Below are 15,612 nucleotides of genomic sequence, written 5' to 3' on the forward strand. Positions count from 1 at the left end.
CCGGCCGCGCCGGCGCCGGCGCCCGCGGCGCCCGCCGCGCCGCGCGCCGCGATCTCGCCGAGCTACAGCGCCCTCATCCAGCAGGCGCTGGCGCGGGTGCAGCGCTACCCCTCGGGCGCGCGGTCCCGCCGGTCGGAGGGGGTGGCCATGGTGCGCTTCACGATGCGGCGCGACGGGTCGGTGGTCACGGCGCGGCTCGCCCGCAGCTCGGGCGACGGCGAGCTGGACGCGGAGGCGGAATCGATGCCGTCCCGCGCGAGCAGCCTGCCGCCGCTTCCCGCGGACTGGCCGGACGCGACGATGGAGCTGGTGGTGCCGATCCGCTTCGTGCTGCGCTAGGCTGCCGTCCCGTCCCCGCAGAGCCGCCGCACCTCGGCCAGCAGCGCGTCGCCGTCCCAGGCGGCGCCGCCCTCCAGCCGGGCGCGCTCCCGCCCCTGGCGGTCGATCAGCACCGTCGTCGGCAGGCCGCGGGCGCCGAGCGCGCGGGTCGCGGCCGAGTTGGGGTCGAGCCAGACGCCGAGGTTCCTCACCCCCGTGCGCGCGTAGAAGGGCTCCACCATCGCGCGCCCGCCGCGGTCCGAGGAGGCGGGGACGACGAGGATGCCGTCGCCGGCCACCAGCCCCGCGAGCCGGTCGAGCGCCGGCATCTCCTCCACGCAGGGCGGGCACCAGGTGGCCCAGAGGTTCAGCACGATTCCCTTGCCCGCGAAGAAGGGGATCTCGCGCCTCGCGCCCTCCGGGTCGGTCAGGGCGAGGGCGGGCAGGGGCTTCGGCCCCTCCACCCGCAGCGTGCCCGTGCCTTGCGCCCGCGCTGGACGGGGCGCGAGGCCCGCGCCTAGTGTCCCGCCCGAGAAGAGGCCCGCTGTGAGGGCCAGATGGCCGCGACGGCCGTAATCCATCACCGAGAGACCTCCTCGCCCGTGCCCGACGACCAGCCGAACATCGCCAACGCCGCCGACGTTAACTCGGCCTGGGGCGGCCGCTACGCCGCCGGCCCCTCCGCCATCATGCAGGCGATCAACGCCTCCATCGGCTTCGACCGCAAGATGTGGCGCCAGGACATCCGCGGAAGCCTCGCCCATGCCGCCATGCTCGCGCATGTGGGGATCATCTCCGCGGACGACGAGGCCGCGATCCGCGAGGGGCTGACGGCCATCGGCGCCGAGATCGAAGCGGGCGGCTTTCCCTTCAGCGAGGCGCTGGAGGACATCCACATGAACATCGAGGCCCGCCTGACCGAGCGCATCGGCGAGGCCGGCAAGCGCCTGCACACCGCGCGCAGCCGCAACGACCAGGTGGCGCTCGACGTCCGCCTCTGGACGCGGGACGCGATCGACGGGCTGGACGCCCAGGTCGCGGACGTGATGCGCGCCTTCGCGGAGCGCGCGGCCGAGCACGCGGGCACGGTGATGCCGGGCTTCACGCACCTCCAGCCCGCGCAGCCCACCACCTTCGGCCACCACCTGCTCGCCTATGTCGAGATGCTGTCCCGCGACCGCGGGCGGCTGGCGGATTGCCGGGCGCGGCTGAACGAGAGCCCGCTCGGCGCCGCCGCCCTCTGCGGCACGGGCTTCCCGATCGACCGCCACATGACCGCGGAGGCGCTCGGCTTCGACCGGCCCACGCGCAACAGCCTCGATTCCGTGGCCTCCCGCGACTTCGCGCTCGAGTTCCTCTCGGCCTGCGCGATCTGCGCGACCCACCTCTCGCGCTTCGCGGAGGAGGTGGTGATCTGGACGAACCCCTACTTCAACTTCGTGAAGCTGAGCGACGCCTTCACCACCGGCTCCTCCATCATGCCGCAGAAGCGCAACCCGGACGCGGCGGAGCTGGTGCGGGCCAAGCCCGGGCGGATCACCGGCGCGCTGGTCGGCTTGCTGACGGTCATGAAGGGCCTGCCGCTGACCTACGGGAAGGACATGCAAGAGGACAAGGAGGGCATCTTCGACGCCGCCGAGAACCTCGCCCTCGCGCTGGCCGCGACCGCCGGCATGGTGCGGGACCTGCAGCCCGTGGTCGGCCGGATGCAGGAGGCCGCCGGCGCCGGCTTCTCGACGGCCACCGACCTCGCGGACTGGCTGGTGCGGGAGCTGAAGCTTCCCTTCCGCGACGCCCACCACGCCACCGGCCGCCTCGTCGCCAAGGCCGAGGGCATGGGGGTGGACCTCGCGGGCCTCACCATCACCGAGATGCAGGCGGTGGAGCCGCGCATCACCGACGGCGTCTTCGGCGTGCTCTCGGTGGCGGCCTCCGTCCGCTCCCGCACCTCCCACGGCGGCACGGCGCCGGGGAACGTGGCGGCCATGGCGAAGGACTGGCTGGAGCGCCTGGCATGAGGGCGCGGCCGGCCCGCGCCGCGGCCCTGCTCGCGCTCGCCGCCGCCCTCGTCCTGCCCGGCTGCGGCCGCGTCGGGCCGGTGCGGGCGAAGGGGCCGCCGGAGAGGATCGTCTATCCCCGCTCCTACCCCTACTTCCCGCCCGCGACGCCCAGCCCCGCGCCCGCCAGCGGGGGCGAGCTGCCGCTGGAGCGGCCGGGCATCACCCGCTAGGGCGCGGCCGTGCGGAGCCTCGCGCTGCTGCTGATGGCCGCGGGCGGCCTGGGGGTGGTGGCGACCCTCGTCCTCGCGGCCGCCGGCGACACGCCGCGGGCGGGCCAGGCGGCGGGGGCGGCCTCCTCCGCGCTCGTCCTCGGCTTCGTGCTCTACCGGCGGTGAGAGGGGGGCGCCGGGGCGGTTTTCGCGGGCTTGCAGGGCTGGGATGCGAAGCCACCGGTTGTTCCCGGCGCGTGAAGGGCCGATATGGCGGCTTCCGGGGAGGACACTCGCCCCCGGCCCCCGAACGCGCCGCCCCCCCGCGCCACGACGTGCCCTGACGCACGCCGGAGCCGCGATCAGGCGCCCCTTCTTCATGGACGCCTGACGATGTCATTCGATTCCCTGCCCCCGCCGCTGCGCGACGCGCTGTCCGCCCGCGGCTACGCCACCCCCACCCCGGTCCAGGCCGCGGTCCTCGCGGACGGCACCGCGGGCCGCGACCTGCTGGTCTCCGCCCGCACCGGGTCCGGCAAGACCGTCGCCTACGGCCTCGCCATGGCCGGCGACCTGTTGGGCGAGGCCCCGCGCCTGCCCGCGCCCGGCCACCCGCTGGCCCTCATCGTCGCGCCGACGCGCGAGCTGGCGCTGCAGGTGAAGACCGAGCTCACCTGGCTCTACGGCCCCTCGGGCGGGCGCATCGCCTCCTGCGTCGGCGGCATGGACCCCGTCGCCGAGCGCCGCGCGCTGTCGGCCGGCGTGCACATCGCGGTCGGCACCCCCGGCCGCGTGCGCGACCACATCGAGCGCGGCAACCTCAAGACCGAGGCCGTGCGCGTCGTCGTGCTCGACGAGGCCGACGAGATGCTCGACCTCGGCTTCCGCGAGGAGCTGGAGGCGATCCTCGGCGCCCTGCCGGAGGCGCGCCGCACGCTGCTCTTCTCCGCCACCGTGCCGCGCCCGATCGCGCAGATGGCGAAGCAGTTCCAGCGCGACGCGCTGCGCATCGAGGCGACCTCGGGCGACGAGCCGCACGGCGACATCACCTACCGCGCCGCCCTCGTGGCCTCCGGCGACGTGGAGCGCGCGGTGGTGAACGCGCTGCGCCTCGAGGACGCGCCGATCTCGATGGTGTTCTGCGCCACCCGCGCCGCCGTCTCCCGCCTGCACGGCAACCTTTCCGAGCGCGGCTTCGCGACCGTGGCCCTCTCGGGCGAGCTGTCCCAGGCGGAGCGCACCCGCGCGCTGCAGAGCCTGCGCGACGGGCACGTGCGGATCTGCGTGGCGACCGACGTGGCCGCCCGCGGCATCGACCTGCCGGAGCTCGACCTCGTCATCCACGCGGAGCTGCCGCGCGACCCCGACACGCTGCTGCACCGCTCCGGCCGCACGGGCCGCGCGGGGCGCAAGGGCACCAGCCTGCTCATCGTGCCGCCCTCCCGCCGCCGCATCGCCGAGCGCCTTCTCTCGACGGCCCGCGTCGAGGCGGTCTGGGGCCCGGCGCCCTCCGCCGAGGCGGTCCGCGCCAAGGACGCCGAGCGCATCGCCGCCAAGGCCCGCGACCTGCTGACCGAGGAGCCCGCCGAGGAGGATCTCGCGATCGCTCGGAGCCTCGTCGGCGCGGCCCTGCCGGGCGCGACGCTGACCGGCGCCCCCGCGCCGAGCAACGACGACGCCTCCTGGAGCCGCCCGGCCGGGGAGGCCCCCGCCGAAAAGCCCGCCGCCGCCGACCCGCTGGCGCTCGCGACGGCGCTGGTGAAGCTCATGCGCGCGCCCCTGCCGGCGCCGGAGGAGCTCACCTCCGTCACCGCCGAGCGCGCCCGCCGCCCGGTGGACGGCCCGCGCGACGCCGGCGGCCCGCCGCCGCCCTCCGAGGGCGCGTGGTTCCGCCTCAACGTCGGCCGCGACGGCCAGGCGGACCCGCGCTGGCTGCTGCCCTTCCTGTGCAAGCGCGGCGACGTCTCCCGCGCGGAGATCGGGCGCATCCGCATCCTCGGGCGCGAGACGCAGGTGGAGGTGGCCCCCTACGCCGCCGCGCACTTCGCGGCCAACGCCCGCAAGCCCGGCGCGGACGACGCGCATATCCGGGTCGAGGCCATGCAGCCGCTGCCGCGGAGCAGCGCCCCGCGCGCGCCGAAGCACCGCCGGGCCTGACACCGGGTTCTGATCGAAGGGGCGGCGGGGAGACCCGCCGCCCTTTTTTTGTGCGCGGCGTCCTCGGGAGGCCGCGCCTCTCTCAGGCCGCCGGCGCCCGCCGCAGCCGGCTGACCCGCAGCAGCCCCTCGCGCTCCAGCAGCGGGTGGGCGAGGGCGGCGAGGTGGCCGGCGATGCCCTTGAGGTCGCGCGTCACGTCCAGCGCCAGGCGGGCGGTGGCGGCGGAGGCGTCGTCGGCGCTGCGGCCGAGGCGGTCGGCGGCGTCGCGCTCGGCCCGGCGCCAGGCCTCCTTCTCCACGACGAGCTGGCGGGCGGCCGCCGTGTCCCCGCCCATGAAGACCGCGACCGCGAGGCGGAGCTGGGCGATGGCGCGGCCGTAGAGGGCGGCGAGCTCGTCCGCGAGGGCGGGCGGGAGCTGCGTGCCGCGGCGGGCGGCGCGGGTGGCGTGGCGGGCGAGGCCCCGCTCCACGATGTCGCCGACGTGCTCGAGGACGATGGCGAGGTCGCGGATCTCCTCGAGGCGCGTGGCCTCGGCGGGGGTGAGGTCCTCCCGCGGCAGGGCCGCGAGGTAGGCGTGGACGGCGTGGTGGAGGTTGTCCACGACGTCGTCGCGCCGGGCGGTGGCGCGGGCGCGCTCGATGTCGGCGCGGCGCAGCGCGGCGGCGGCGTCGCGCAGCATGGCCTCGACCTCGTCCGCGATGCGCAGCGCCTCGCGCGCGGCGTTGGCGAGGGCGACGGCGGGGGTCGCGAAGGCCTCGGTGTCGAGGTAGCGGGGCGCGGCAGCGTCGGCCGCGGCGGGCGGCGCGGGGAGGAGGCGGGCGAGGGCGCGGGCGAAGGGCGCGAGGAGCGGGAGCGTCGCGGCCGCGAGGAGGAGGTTGAAGGCGAGGTGCGCGTTGGCGACCAGCCGCGCCGGCGCGGGGTCGAGCGCGTGCAGCGCCGCGGTGAGCGGGCCGAGGAGCGCGAGGGCGAGGAGGGCTCCCGCCGCGCGGTTGAGGAGGTTGCCCAGCGGCAGGCGCTGGCGCGAGAGGTCCCGCGCGTCCCCGCGGGCCGCGAGCACGGGGGTGACGGCGCTGCCGAGGTTGGCGCCGACGACCATGGCGACCGCGGCCTCGGGCGTCAGCGCGCCGGCCCCGGCGAGCGAGCCCACGAGGAGCACGGCCGCGACCGAGGAGTGCATGGCCCAGGCGAGGGCGGCCGCGACGAGCAGGTTCAGCAGCGGCGACCCCGCGAGGAGGTGCAGCACCTCCCGGAAGGCCGGGGAGGCCTGGAGGGGCGCCATGCTGTCGAGCATGAGGTGCAGGGCCGCGAGCATGAGGCCGAGCCCCATCACGGCGCGCCCGGCCTCGCGCTGGCGCAGCGCCTGGCGGCGGTAGGCGGCCCAGCCGAGAAAGAGGAGGGCGGGGAAGACCGCGCGGACGTCGAAGGAGAGGAGCTGGACGATCAGCGCCGTGCCCACGTTGGCGCCGAGCATGGCGGCGAGCGCGGGTTCCAGGCCGAGGGTGCCGCGGGCGGCGAGGCCCCCCACCATGAGGGCGGCGGCGGTGCTGCTCTGTAGGGCGGCGGTGACGCCGAGGCCGGCGAGGAAGGCGCGGGGGCGGGAGCCGAGGGCGACGCCGACCGTGCGGCGGAGGTTGGCCCCGAAGGCGCGCTCCACGCCGCGCTGCACGAGGTGCAGGCCGAAGAGGAGAAGGGCGGCCTCCCCCGCGAGTTCGATCAGCAGTCGGAGTGCGTCCAATCGGGCCTCCCGGTAAAGCGTACCATATAGGCGCGCCGCCCGCCGGATTGCACGCGGGATGTGGAAGGCCGGGCATGGCGGCGTGGAAGGCTGCACGCCGCCCGGGCTTCCCCCGACGCCGCCCCTGCCGATAGGCTGCGCCCCTCAACCCCGGGGAGCGGCCATGAGCGGGACCTATGACCGGGCGGGCGCCAAGGAATTCGCCCGCGCCCACCTGCGCGGCCTCTGGTGCGCGGCGCCCACCCCGATGCGGGCGGACCGGTCCGTCGACGAGGCAGGGTTCCGGGCCAACCTGCGGCACTGGTTCACCGAGCTGGGCGTGGACGGGGTCTTCGTGGCGGGCAAGCAGGGGGAGTTCTTCTCGCTCTCAGTCGCGGAGCGGAAGCGGCTGTTCACGGTGGCGGCGGAGGTGGCGCGGGCCTGCGGCAAGGGGACGATCATGTCCTGCTCCGACCAGAACCTCGACACGGTGCTGGAGCTGGCGGCGCACGCGGAGGGCTGCGGCGCCGACTTCATCGTGGTGCACGCCCCGGTGCTGCACTTCCTGCACGATCGCGACGAGACGCTGGTCGCCTACTACCGCCACATCGCCGAGCGGACGCGGCTCGGCATCGCCCTGTGGTCGCACCCGGACAGCGGCTACCTGATGAGCCCGGACCTCTGCCTGCGCATCGCCGGGATCCCGAGCGTGGTGGCGATCAAGTACTCCGTGCCGCGGGCGATGTACTCGGAGCTGTCCCGCCGCGCCGGGGACGCGCTGCTGGTGAGCACGGCGAGCGAGGAGGAGTGGCTGGACAACATCCTCGAGCTGGGATGGCGGCTCTATCTCTGCTCCTCCCCGCCCGCGATGCTCCAGGCGGCAGGGGATACCCGGATGCGGGAGTACACGGACCTGGCCTTCGCCGGGCGGGCGGAGGCGGCGCGGCGGGTCTTCGACAGCCTGGCCCCGGTGCGGCAGGCCATCCGCTCCACCAAGCCGGGCGGCAAGCCGCCGGCGCACACGAAGTACTGGATGGAACTGCTGGGCCAGGCGGGCGGGCCCGTGCGGCGACCGATGCTGGACCTGACCGAGGCGGAGCGGGCGGCGACGCGGGCGGCCTTCGAGGGCTGCGGGCTGCGGCCGGTGCGGCAGGCGGCGGAATAGGGGAGAAGCGATGAGGAAGCCGTTCGACTTCAAGGCCTGGATCGCGGCGAACGAGCACCTGCTGAAGCCGCCCGTCGGCAACAAGCTGCTCTTCGAGGACGCGGAGACGGTGGTGCAGATCGTCGGCGGGCCGAACCAGCGCGTCGACTTCCACGACGACCCCGTGGAGGAGTTCTTCTACCAGTTGCGCGGCGACATGGTGCTGAAGGTGTATCTCGACGGCCGCATCCAGGACATCCCGATCCGCGAGGGGGAGGTCTTCCTGCTGCCCAAGCACACCCCGCACTCGCCCCAGCGCCCGCAGCCGGGGTCGGTGGGGCTGGTGGTCGAGGGGCGGCGGCCCGAGGGGTCGAAGGACGCCTTCGAGTGGTACTGTTTCACGTGCAACGGCCGCGTCCACCGGATCGAACTGGTGGTGACGGACATCGTGAAGGACCTGCCGCCGCTCTATGCCGAGTTCTACGCGAGCGAGGCGAAGCGGACCTGCCCGCGCTGCGGCGCGCTGCACCCCGGCAAGACGCCGCCGGAGGGCTGGGTGAGCCTGTGATCCGCCACCCCGACGGCAGCGAGGCGCCGCCCCTGCCCGAGACGCGCTTCGCGGAGCTGGACGCGGGGGCGCTCGGCCTCGAGCACGGGCGGATGTCGTTCATGGAGGCGGGGGAAGGACCGGAGGCGGTGCTGCTGATGCACGGCATCGGCTCCAACGCCACGGGCTGGCGCTTCGTGCTGCCGGCGCTGGCGCGGCGGGCGCGGGTGATCGCCTGGAACGCGCCGGGCTACTGGCTCTCCGCGGATTTCGCGGCGGAGGCGCCGGCGGCCACCGACTACGCGCGGGCGGCGGTCGCGCTGCTGGACGCGCTGGGGATCGGACGGGCGCATGTGGTGGGCTCCTCCTTCGGGTCGATGGTGGGGGCGGTGATGGCGGCGGAGCACCCGGCGCGGGTGGGCCGGCTGGCGCTGCTCGGGGCGTCGCGCGGGCAGCGCTGGAAGCCGGAGGCCGAGCGGGCGCGGATGCTGGCGATGCGGGCCGAGAGCGTGGCCGAGGGCGGCATGGCGCTGGCGCGGAAGCGCTGGGCGAACCTCGTCGCGCCCGGCACGCCGGAGGCGGTGGCGGAATGGGTGCGGGGGTCCCTGGCGGCGACCCACGCGAAGGGGCTGATGCGCTCGGCCCGGGCGAGCGACGCGACGGACACGCTGGACTTCGCGCCGCGCATCCGGGCGCCGACCCTCGTGCTGGTGGGGGCGGAGGACCGGGTGAACCCGCCCGAGGTCAGCCGGGCGCTGGCCGACGCCATTCCCGGCGCGGTGCTGGCGGTGCAGCCGGGCGTCGGGCACCAGGCGAAGCTGGAGGCCCCCGCCGACACGGTGGCGCGGCTGGAGCGGCACCTGTTCTGACCGCCCGGCTTCTGACCGCCCGGCGCGGGGCGTGGCCCGGAACCTGCAGCGCTGGATTGTGGAGGACCACCGCGATGCTCCCGAGGCGCCTTTTTCTCGCCGCGCCCTTCCTGGCCAGGCCCGCTCTGGCGCAGCCCGCCTGGCCCGACCGGCCCGTGCGGATCGTCGTGCCCTACCCGCCCGGCGGCGGGCTGGACGCGCTGGCCCGCGCGCTGGCGGACCGCCTCTCGGTGACGTGGCGGCAGACGGTGACGGTGGACAACCGGCCGGGCGGCGCGACCATCCCCGGCACGGACGCGGTCGCGAAGGCGGCGCCGGACGGGCACGTGCTGCTGATGACCTCCGATTCCTCGATCACCGCGAATCCGCATATCCACGCGCGGCTGCCGCACGACCCGATGCGCGACCTCGTCCCCGTCTCCTACCTGCTGGACGTGCACCAGATGGTGCTGGTGAACCCCGCCGTGCCGGCGCGGGACCTGGCGGGGCTGGTGGCGGCGGCGCGGGCCCGTCCGGGGGCGCTGAACTACGGCTCCTACGGCCCGGGCAGCCAGCCGCACCTGCTGTTCGAGAGCCTCAAGGCGCGGGAGGGGATTGAGATCGCGGGGGTCGCCTATCGCGGGCTGACGCCGGCGGTGCTGGCGACGGTGGCGGGCGAGGTGCAGGGGACGCTGGCCGGCGTCGCCTCCGCGCGCGAGTTCCTGGCGACGGGGGCGCTGCGGGCGCTGGCGGTGGGGCGGCCCACGCGGCTCTCGCTGCTTCCCGAGGTGCCGACGCTGATCGAGGCCGGCTACCCCGAGGCCGACCCGCGCACCTGGTTCGGCCTCTTCGCGCCGGCGGGCACGCCGGCGGCGCTGCGGTCGCGCATCCAGCAGGACGTGGCGGCGGCGCTGGAGGAGCCGGTGATCCGGGACCGGCACCTGGCCCCGAACGGCTACACCGTCCACGCGGCGACGCCCGAGGTCTCGGCCGAGATGATCGCGGCGGACTTCGCGGCCAAGGGGGAGCTGGTGCGGGTCTCGGGCGCGCGGGTCGAGTAGGGGGCCGAGGTTCCGATGGACGGGCCGCGACGAAGTCCTTTAAGCTTCAATGAAACGAACGGAGGCTTCCCATGACGATCCATCGCCGCGGTCTTCTCGCCTCGGGCGCCGCCCTCGGGCTCGCGCCGATCGCCGCGTCCTCCCTGTCGCGCCCGGCGCTGGCGCAGGGGGCGCCGCTGAAGATCGGGATGATCACGACGCTCTCGGGCGCGGGAAGCTACATCGGCGCCGACATCCGGGACGCCTTCCAGCTCGCGATGGCCATGGAGGGCGGCAAGCTCGGCGGCGCGGCCGTGCAGCTGCTGGTCGAGGACGACGGGCTGCGGCCCGGCCAGGGCAAGCAGGTGGCCGAGCGCTTCATGAAGAACGAGCGCATCAAGCTGCTGACGGGGATCGTCTTCTCCAACGTGCTCGGCGCCGTGGCGCCGGACGTGCTGGACGCGGGCGGGATCTACGTCTCGCCCAACGCCTCGCCCTCGAACCTCGCGGGGAAGGAGTGCAACAAGAACTTCTGGTCCATCGCCTGGCAGAACGACAGCCTGCACGAGAGCGCGGGGCAGCTCGCGACCAACCTCGGCCAGAAGCGGATGTTCATCCTCGCGCCGAACTACCAGGCGGGGCGGGACGCGCTGACGGGGTTCAAGCGGCTCTACAAGGGCACGATCGCGGGCGAGGTCTACACGCGCCTCGACCAGACGGACTACGCGGCCGAGATGGCGCAGATCCGCGCCGCGGCGCCGGACGGCGTCTACCAGTTCCACCCGGGCGGGCTCGGCATCGCCTTCCTGCGCCAGTACATCCAGGCGGGGCTGATGGCGAACCTGCCGATGACGCTCGCCGCGCCGTCGATGGACGCGACGACGCTGGCGGCGGTCGGCGACGCGGCCGTGGGCGTGAACCTCACCAGCCACTGGAACAGCGACTTCCCGAACGAGCCGAGCAAGCGCTTCGTGGCGGCGTTCCAGGGGAAGTACAACCGGATGCCGACCTTCTACGCGCAGCAGAGCTTCGACGCGGCGCTGGCGATCGGCGCGGCGCTGAAGGGAACCGGCGGCAAGGTCGACGACACTGAGGCCTTCTACCGCGCGATGACGCCCGCGAAATTCGAGAGCACGCGCGGCAAGTTCACCTTCGGGCCGAACAACCACCCCGTGCAGGACTGGTGGGCGCTAAAGGTGGAGAACGTGGCGGGCAAGCCGGCGCTGGTGACGAAGGACCGGGTGCTGACCGACCACGGGGACGCCTACTCCGCGCAGTGCAAGTTCTGAACGGGCACGTCCTGGCATGACCCCCGGCGTGGCGCTGCTGCTGGAGCAGTTGCTGAACGGCGTGCAGCTCGGCGTCACGCTGTTCCTGCTGGCGGCGGGGCTCACGCTGGTCTTCGGGATCATGGGCGTGATCAACCTCGCCCACGGCTCGCTCTACATGGTTGGCGCCTACGCGGCGGCGGTGACGGCGACCGCCACGGGCTCGCCCTGGCTGGCGCTGCTGGCCGGGCTGGCGGCGGCGGCCCTGGTGGGGATGGTGGTGGAGTTCGCGGTGCTGCGGCGGCTCTACGCGCGCGACCACCTCGACCAGGTGCTGGCGACCTTCGGGCTGATCCTCTTCTTCAACGAGGGCACGGTGCTGCTCTTCGGGCGGCAGCCGCTCTTCGTGAACGTGCCGGAGGGGCTGCGGGGCGCGGTGCGGGTGCTGCCGGGGGTGGACTACCCCGTCTACCGGCTGCTGATCATCGCCGTGGGGCTGGGCGTTGCGCTCGGGCTCTACCTTCTCATCCAGAAGACGCGGATCGGGATGCTCGTGCGCGCGGGGGCGACGCACCGGGAGATGGTGCGGGCGCTCGGCGTGGACATCCGGCTGCTCTACACGCTCGTCTTCGGGCTGGGGGCGCTGCTGGCGGGGCTGGCCGGGCTGATGGCGGGGCCGATCCTGTCGGTGCAGGTCGGCATGGGCGAGAGCATCCTCATCCTCACCTTCGTGGTGGTGGTGATCGGCGGCATCGGCTCCGTGCGCGGCGCGCTGTTCGGCGCGGTGCTGGTGGGCATCGTGGACACGCTCCTGCGCGCCTACGTGCCGGGCCTGCTGCGGCAGGTGATGGCGGGGTCGGAGGCGGACGCGCTGGGGGCGGGGCTCGCCTCGATGGGAGTTTACCTGCTGATGGCGCTGGTGCTGCTGGCCAAGCCGCGCGGGCTGTTCCCCGCCCATGCGTAGCGTGATGAAGGACGAGCGGGCCTGGGCGGTGCTGCTGCTGGCGCTGGCCGCCTTTGTGCCGGTGGTGGCGCCGATGCTGGACAGCCCGGCGACCGTGGCGCTGGCCACGCGCATCGCGATCTACGCGATTGCGGCCTCCTCGCTGAACCTGCTGCTGGGCGGCGGCGGGCTCGTCTCCTTCGGGCACGCCGCCTATTACGGGTTGGGTGGCTACGTGGTGGGCATCCTCTACGCGCATTACGTCTCGGGGGAGGCGTTCCTGGGCGTGATTCCCGGCAGCAACGACCTGCTGGTGACGCTGCCGCTGGCGATCCTCGTGGGCGGGCTGGGGGCGCTGGTGATTGGGGCGCTGTCGCTGCGGACCTCGGGCGTGCAGTTCATCATGATCACGCTCGCCTTCGCGCAGATGCTGTTCTTCCTCTTCGTCTCGCTGAAGGCCTATGGCGGCGACGACGGGCTCGCGATCCGCCGGGTGGCCCCGGTCTTCGGCCTGAACCTCCGCGATCCCGCGACGCTCTACTGGATCTCCCTCGGGCTGCTGGCGGCGTGGCTGTTCCTGATGGACCGGGTGTCGCGCTCGCGCTTCGGGCGGGTGCTGGCGGGCATCCGGCAGGGGGAGCGGCGGATGGCCGCGATCGGGGTGCGGACCTACCCCTACAAGCTCGTGGCCTTCGTCATCGCGGGGATGGGGGCGGCCATGGCGGGGGCGCTGATGGTGAACCAGGCGCGCTTCGTCTCGCCGGACATGATGCACTGGACGAAGTCGGGCGAGCTGATGGTGATGGTGATCCTCGGCGGGCTCGGCACGCTGGTGGGGCCGGCGCTGGGCGCGGCCGCGCTGGTGACGCTGGAGTACACGCTGTCGGGGCTGACGGAGCACTGGCAGTTCATCCTCGGCCCGATCCTCGTGCTGGTCGTGCTGTTTGCGCGGGGCGGGTTGATGGGGGCGGTGCGGCGGATTGCGGGGATGCGCGGGCGCGCGCCGGACGCGCTGCCGGCCGGGGAGTTGCCGGCCGGGCGCGTGCAGCCCGGTGACCGCGCGGCGCCCGACCTGCCCTTGCGCGAGGGGGCGGCGCCGCATGGCTGAGGCGCCGGTTCTCTCGGTGGCGCGGCTGGTGAAGCGCTTCGGCGGCCTGGTCGCGACCGACGACCTCTCCCTCGAGGTGATGCCGGGGGAGCTGCACGCGCTGATCGGGCCGAACGGCGCGGGCAAGACCACCGCCATCGGGCAGATCATGGGCGAGATCACGCCGGACGCGGGCGCGATCCGCTTCCTGGGGGAGGACATCACGGCGCTGTCGACGCCCGCGCGCGTGCGGCGCGGGCTGTCGCGCACCTTCCAGATCACGCAGCTGCTGGAGGACGACACGGCGGAGGGCAACGTCGCGCTCGCCGTGCAGGCGCGGGCGGGGCACGGCTTCCGCTTCTGGCGGAACGCGGCGCGCGACGCGCGGCTGCGCGAGCCCGCGCGGGCGGCGCTGGCCCAGGTGGGGCTGGCGGAGGCGCGGTGGGAGGTGCCCGTGGCCGATCTCTCGCACGGGGAGCGCAAGCAGCTTGAGCTCGCGGTGGCGCTGGCGACGGGGCCGCGGCTGCTGCTGCTGGACGAGCCGATGGCCGGGCTGGGCGCGAGCGAGAGCCTGCGCATGACGGAGGTGCTGCGCGCGCTGAAGGGGCGCATCCCGATGCTGCTGGTGGAGCACGACATGGACGCGGTGTTCAGCCTGGCGGACCGGATCTCGGTGCTCGTCTACGGCCACTGCGTCGCCTCGGGATCGCCGCACCAGATCCGGCAAGACCCGCAGGTGCGCGCGGCCTATCTCTCCGAGGAGGAGGGGGTCTGATGCTGCGGGTGGAGGGCCTGCAGGCGGGCTACGGCGCGGCGCAGGTGCTGTTCGACGTGAACCTCGCGGTGGGGCCGGGCGAGGTGGTGACGCTGCTCGGCCGCAACGGCATGGGCAAGACGACGACGGTGCGCGCCATCATGGGGCTGAACCCGCCGCGCGGCGGGCGCGTGGACTTCCGGGGGAAGCTGGTGTCCGGCCTGCCGCCGGAGGGCGTCGCGCGGCGGGGCATCGGGCTGGTGCCGGAGGGGCGGCAGGTCTTCCCGACGCTGACGGTGCGCGAGAACCTCGTCGCCACGGCCGCGGACCGGGAGCGCGCCGCGAACCCCTGGACGCTCGCGCGCGTCTTCGCGCTGTTCCCGCGCCTCAAGGAGCGCGCGGGGCAGTCGGCGCGCACGCTCTCGGGCGGGGAGCAGCAGATGCTCGCGATCGGGCGCGCGCTGATGACCAACCCGCACCTGCTGATCCTCGATGAGGCGACGGAGGGGCTGGCGCCCGTCATCCGCGCGGAGATCTGGTCCACCCTGGCCGCGCTGAAGGCGGAGGGGCAGGCGATCCTGATCATCGACAAGACGCTCGCCGCGCTGCGGCGGCTCGCGGACCGGCACACGGTGCTGGAGAAGGGCCGCACGGTCTGGAGCGGGAGCGGCGCCGAGCTGGACCGCGATTCCGAGCGCGTGCGCGCCTGGATCGGCGTGTAGCAGGGGGCGGAGCATGGACCTCGACCGCGAGTACAACGCGCGCGCCACCACGCCGGAGGTGGAGGAGATCATCGCCGCCTACCGCGCGCGCACCGACGCCGCGAAGGCGGTGCTGCGCTGGTCCGCGCAGTCCTACGGCCCGACGGAGCCGGAGCGGCTGGACGTCTATCCCGCGGGCGAGGGCGCGCCGGTGCTGGTGTTCATTCACGGCGGCTACTGGCGCGCGCTGGATTCGGCCGACGCGGGCTCCATGGCGCCGGCCTTCGTCGCGGCGGGGGCCTGCGTGGTGTCGGTGAACTACACGCTGGCGCCGGCGGCCAGCCTGGACCGGATCGTGGACGAGTGCCGGCGCGCGCTGGCCTGGGTGCACGCGAACATCGCGCGCTTCGGGGGCGATCCGTCGCGCGTCCATGTGGCCGGCAGCAGCGCGGGGGGGCACTTGGCGGGGATGCTGCTGGCGGGCGGCTGGCAGGCCGCGCTCGGGTTGCCGGAGCCCGCGGTGGCGGGCGCCACGCTGCTCTCGGGCCTGTTCGACCTCCGCCCGTTGCCGGCGACGCACATCAACGCGTGGATGAGCCTCGACGACGCCTCGGCCGCGCGGAACAGCCCGGCCCTGCTGCCGCTGCCGGGCGGCCTGCCGGTGGTGCTCGCCTATGGCGAGACGGAGACGGGGGAGTTCAAGCGGCAGACGGAGGACTTCGCGCGGTCCCTGCGCGAGGCCGGCTGCGCGGCGGACGTGGTCCCGCCGCGCCCGCGCTCGAACCACTTCGACATCGTGTTCGACCTCGGCGAGCCCGGGGCGCTGCACGAGGCAACGCGGCGCGCGATGGGGCTCTAGGGCGCTGGACAAGCCCGCCCGGG

At 74.6% G+C, this 15,612-nt stretch carries 17 protein-coding genes; 15 read left to right on the plus strand and 2 right to left on the minus strand.

The window, feature by feature from the left end; translation table 11 throughout:
- Window positions 1-339, plus strand: a 339-nt coding sequence (locus EAH89_RS16070; protein ID WP_140884707.1) for an energy transducer TonB family protein, incomplete at its 5' end; no start/stop codon positions are given.
- On the opposite strand, the gene EAH89_RS16075 is transcribed toward EAH89_RS16070, so the two are convergent.
- A complete protein-coding gene (locus tag EAH89_RS16075) occupies window positions 336-899 on the minus strand; it encodes a TlpA family protein disulfide reductase (RefSeq protein ID WP_140884708.1) in 564 nt (187 codons plus the stop codon). The genes EAH89_RS16070 and EAH89_RS16075 overlap by 4 nt on opposite strands.
- A gap of 21 nt (window positions 900-920) precedes the next feature.
- Here EAH89_RS16075 and argH point away from each other — a divergent pair, with 21 nt between their 5' ends.
- From argH to EAH89_RS16090, 4 genes are all read left to right on the plus strand, one after another.
- Window positions 921-2,336 carry an argininosuccinate lyase gene (gene argH / locus EAH89_RS16080; protein WP_277753843.1) on the plus strand — a complete coding sequence of 472 codons (1,416 nt, stop codon included), beginning with the start codon at window positions 921-923 and terminating at the stop codon, window positions 2,334-2,336.
- A complete protein-coding gene (locus EAH89_RS16085; protein WP_140884710.1) occupies window positions 2,333-2,548 on the plus strand; it encodes a hypothetical protein in 216 nt (71 codons plus the stop codon). The genes argH and EAH89_RS16085 overlap by 4 nt, the downstream gene beginning before the upstream one ends.
- 9 nt (window positions 2,549-2,557) lie before the next feature.
- Window positions 2,558-2,713 carry a hypothetical protein gene (locus EAH89_RS31300; RefSeq protein WP_161993625.1) on the plus strand — a complete coding sequence of 52 codons (156 nt, stop codon included), beginning with the start codon at window positions 2,558-2,560 and terminating at the stop codon, window positions 2,711-2,713.
- A gap of 207 nt (window positions 2,714-2,920) precedes the next feature.
- A complete protein-coding gene (locus EAH89_RS16090) occupies window positions 2,921-4,684 on the plus strand; it encodes a DEAD/DEAH box helicase (protein WP_140884711.1) in 1,764 nt (587 codons plus the stop codon).
- Window positions 4,685-4,766: 82 nt separating this feature from the next.
- On the opposite strand, the gene EAH89_RS16095 is transcribed toward EAH89_RS16090, so the two are convergent.
- Window positions 4,767-6,419, minus strand: a complete 1,653-nt coding sequence (locus tag EAH89_RS16095) for a Na/Pi cotransporter family protein (RefSeq protein ID WP_140884712.1) — start codon at window positions 6,417-6,419, stop codon at window positions 4,767-4,769.
- Between the two features lie 163 nt (window positions 6,420-6,582).
- Here EAH89_RS16095 and EAH89_RS16100 point away from each other — a divergent pair, with 163 nt between their 5' ends.
- The 10 genes from EAH89_RS16100 to EAH89_RS16145 all read left to right on the plus strand — a co-directional run bounded on the left by EAH89_RS16100 (window position 6,583) and on the right by EAH89_RS16145 (window position 15,589).
- On the plus strand, window positions 6,583-7,563 hold the full coding sequence (locus EAH89_RS16100; RefSeq protein ID WP_140884713.1) for a dihydrodipicolinate synthase family protein: 981 nt from the start codon (window positions 6,583-6,585) through the stop codon (window positions 7,561-7,563).
- A gap of 10 nt (window positions 7,564-7,573) precedes the next feature.
- Window positions 7,574-8,110, plus strand: coding sequence for a 3-hydroxyanthranilate 3,4-dioxygenase (locus EAH89_RS16105; RefSeq protein ID WP_140884714.1), 537 nt, complete (start codon window positions 7,574-7,576; stop codon window positions 8,108-8,110).
- Window positions 8,107-8,958 carry an alpha/beta fold hydrolase gene (locus EAH89_RS16110; RefSeq protein ID WP_140884715.1) on the plus strand — a complete coding sequence of 284 codons (852 nt, stop codon included), beginning with the start codon at window positions 8,107-8,109 and terminating at the stop codon, window positions 8,956-8,958. Before EAH89_RS16105 ends, EAH89_RS16110 begins: the two co-directional genes overlap by 4 nt.
- Window positions 8,959-9,032: 74 nt before the next feature.
- Window positions 9,033-9,998, plus strand: a complete 966-nt coding sequence (locus EAH89_RS16115) for a Bug family tripartite tricarboxylate transporter substrate binding protein (RefSeq protein WP_140884716.1) — start codon at window positions 9,033-9,035, stop codon at window positions 9,996-9,998.
- Window positions 9,999-10,069: 71 nt separating this feature from the next.
- Window positions 10,070-11,266, plus strand: coding sequence for an ABC transporter substrate-binding protein (locus tag EAH89_RS16120; RefSeq protein WP_140884717.1), 1,197 nt, complete (start codon window positions 10,070-10,072; stop codon window positions 11,264-11,266).
- A gap of 16 nt (window positions 11,267-11,282) precedes the next feature.
- Window positions 11,283-12,209, plus strand: a complete 927-nt coding sequence (locus EAH89_RS16125) for a branched-chain amino acid ABC transporter permease (protein WP_206667577.1) — start codon at window positions 11,283-11,285, stop codon at window positions 12,207-12,209.
- A gap of 4 nt (window positions 12,210-12,213) precedes the next feature.
- Window positions 12,214-13,296, plus strand: a complete 1,083-nt coding sequence (locus tag EAH89_RS16130; RefSeq protein WP_140884718.1) for a branched-chain amino acid ABC transporter permease — start codon at window positions 12,214-12,216, stop codon at window positions 13,294-13,296.
- Window positions 13,289-14,050, plus strand: a complete 762-nt coding sequence (locus EAH89_RS16135; RefSeq protein WP_140884719.1) for an ABC transporter ATP-binding protein — start codon at window positions 13,289-13,291, stop codon at window positions 14,048-14,050. The genes EAH89_RS16130 and EAH89_RS16135 overlap by 8 nt, the downstream gene beginning before the upstream one ends.
- Window positions 14,050-14,751: an ABC transporter ATP-binding protein gene (locus tag EAH89_RS16140; protein ID WP_140884720.1), complete on the plus strand. Its 702-nt coding sequence runs from the start codon at window positions 14,050-14,052 to the stop codon at window positions 14,749-14,751. Before EAH89_RS16135 ends, EAH89_RS16140 begins: the two co-directional genes overlap by 1 nt.
- Window positions 14,752-14,764: 13 nt before the next feature.
- Window positions 14,765-15,589 (plus strand): alpha/beta hydrolase, encoded by an 825-nt coding sequence (locus EAH89_RS16145; protein ID WP_140884721.1) that lies wholly within the window; start codon window positions 14,765-14,767, stop codon window positions 15,587-15,589.
- Window positions 15,590-15,612: the final 23 nt, after the last annotated feature.

Source organism: Muricoccus nepalensis, from assembly GCF_006438825.1.
Taxonomy (GTDB): Bacteria; Pseudomonadota; Alphaproteobacteria; order Acetobacterales; family Acetobacteraceae; genus Roseomonas; species Roseomonas nepalensis.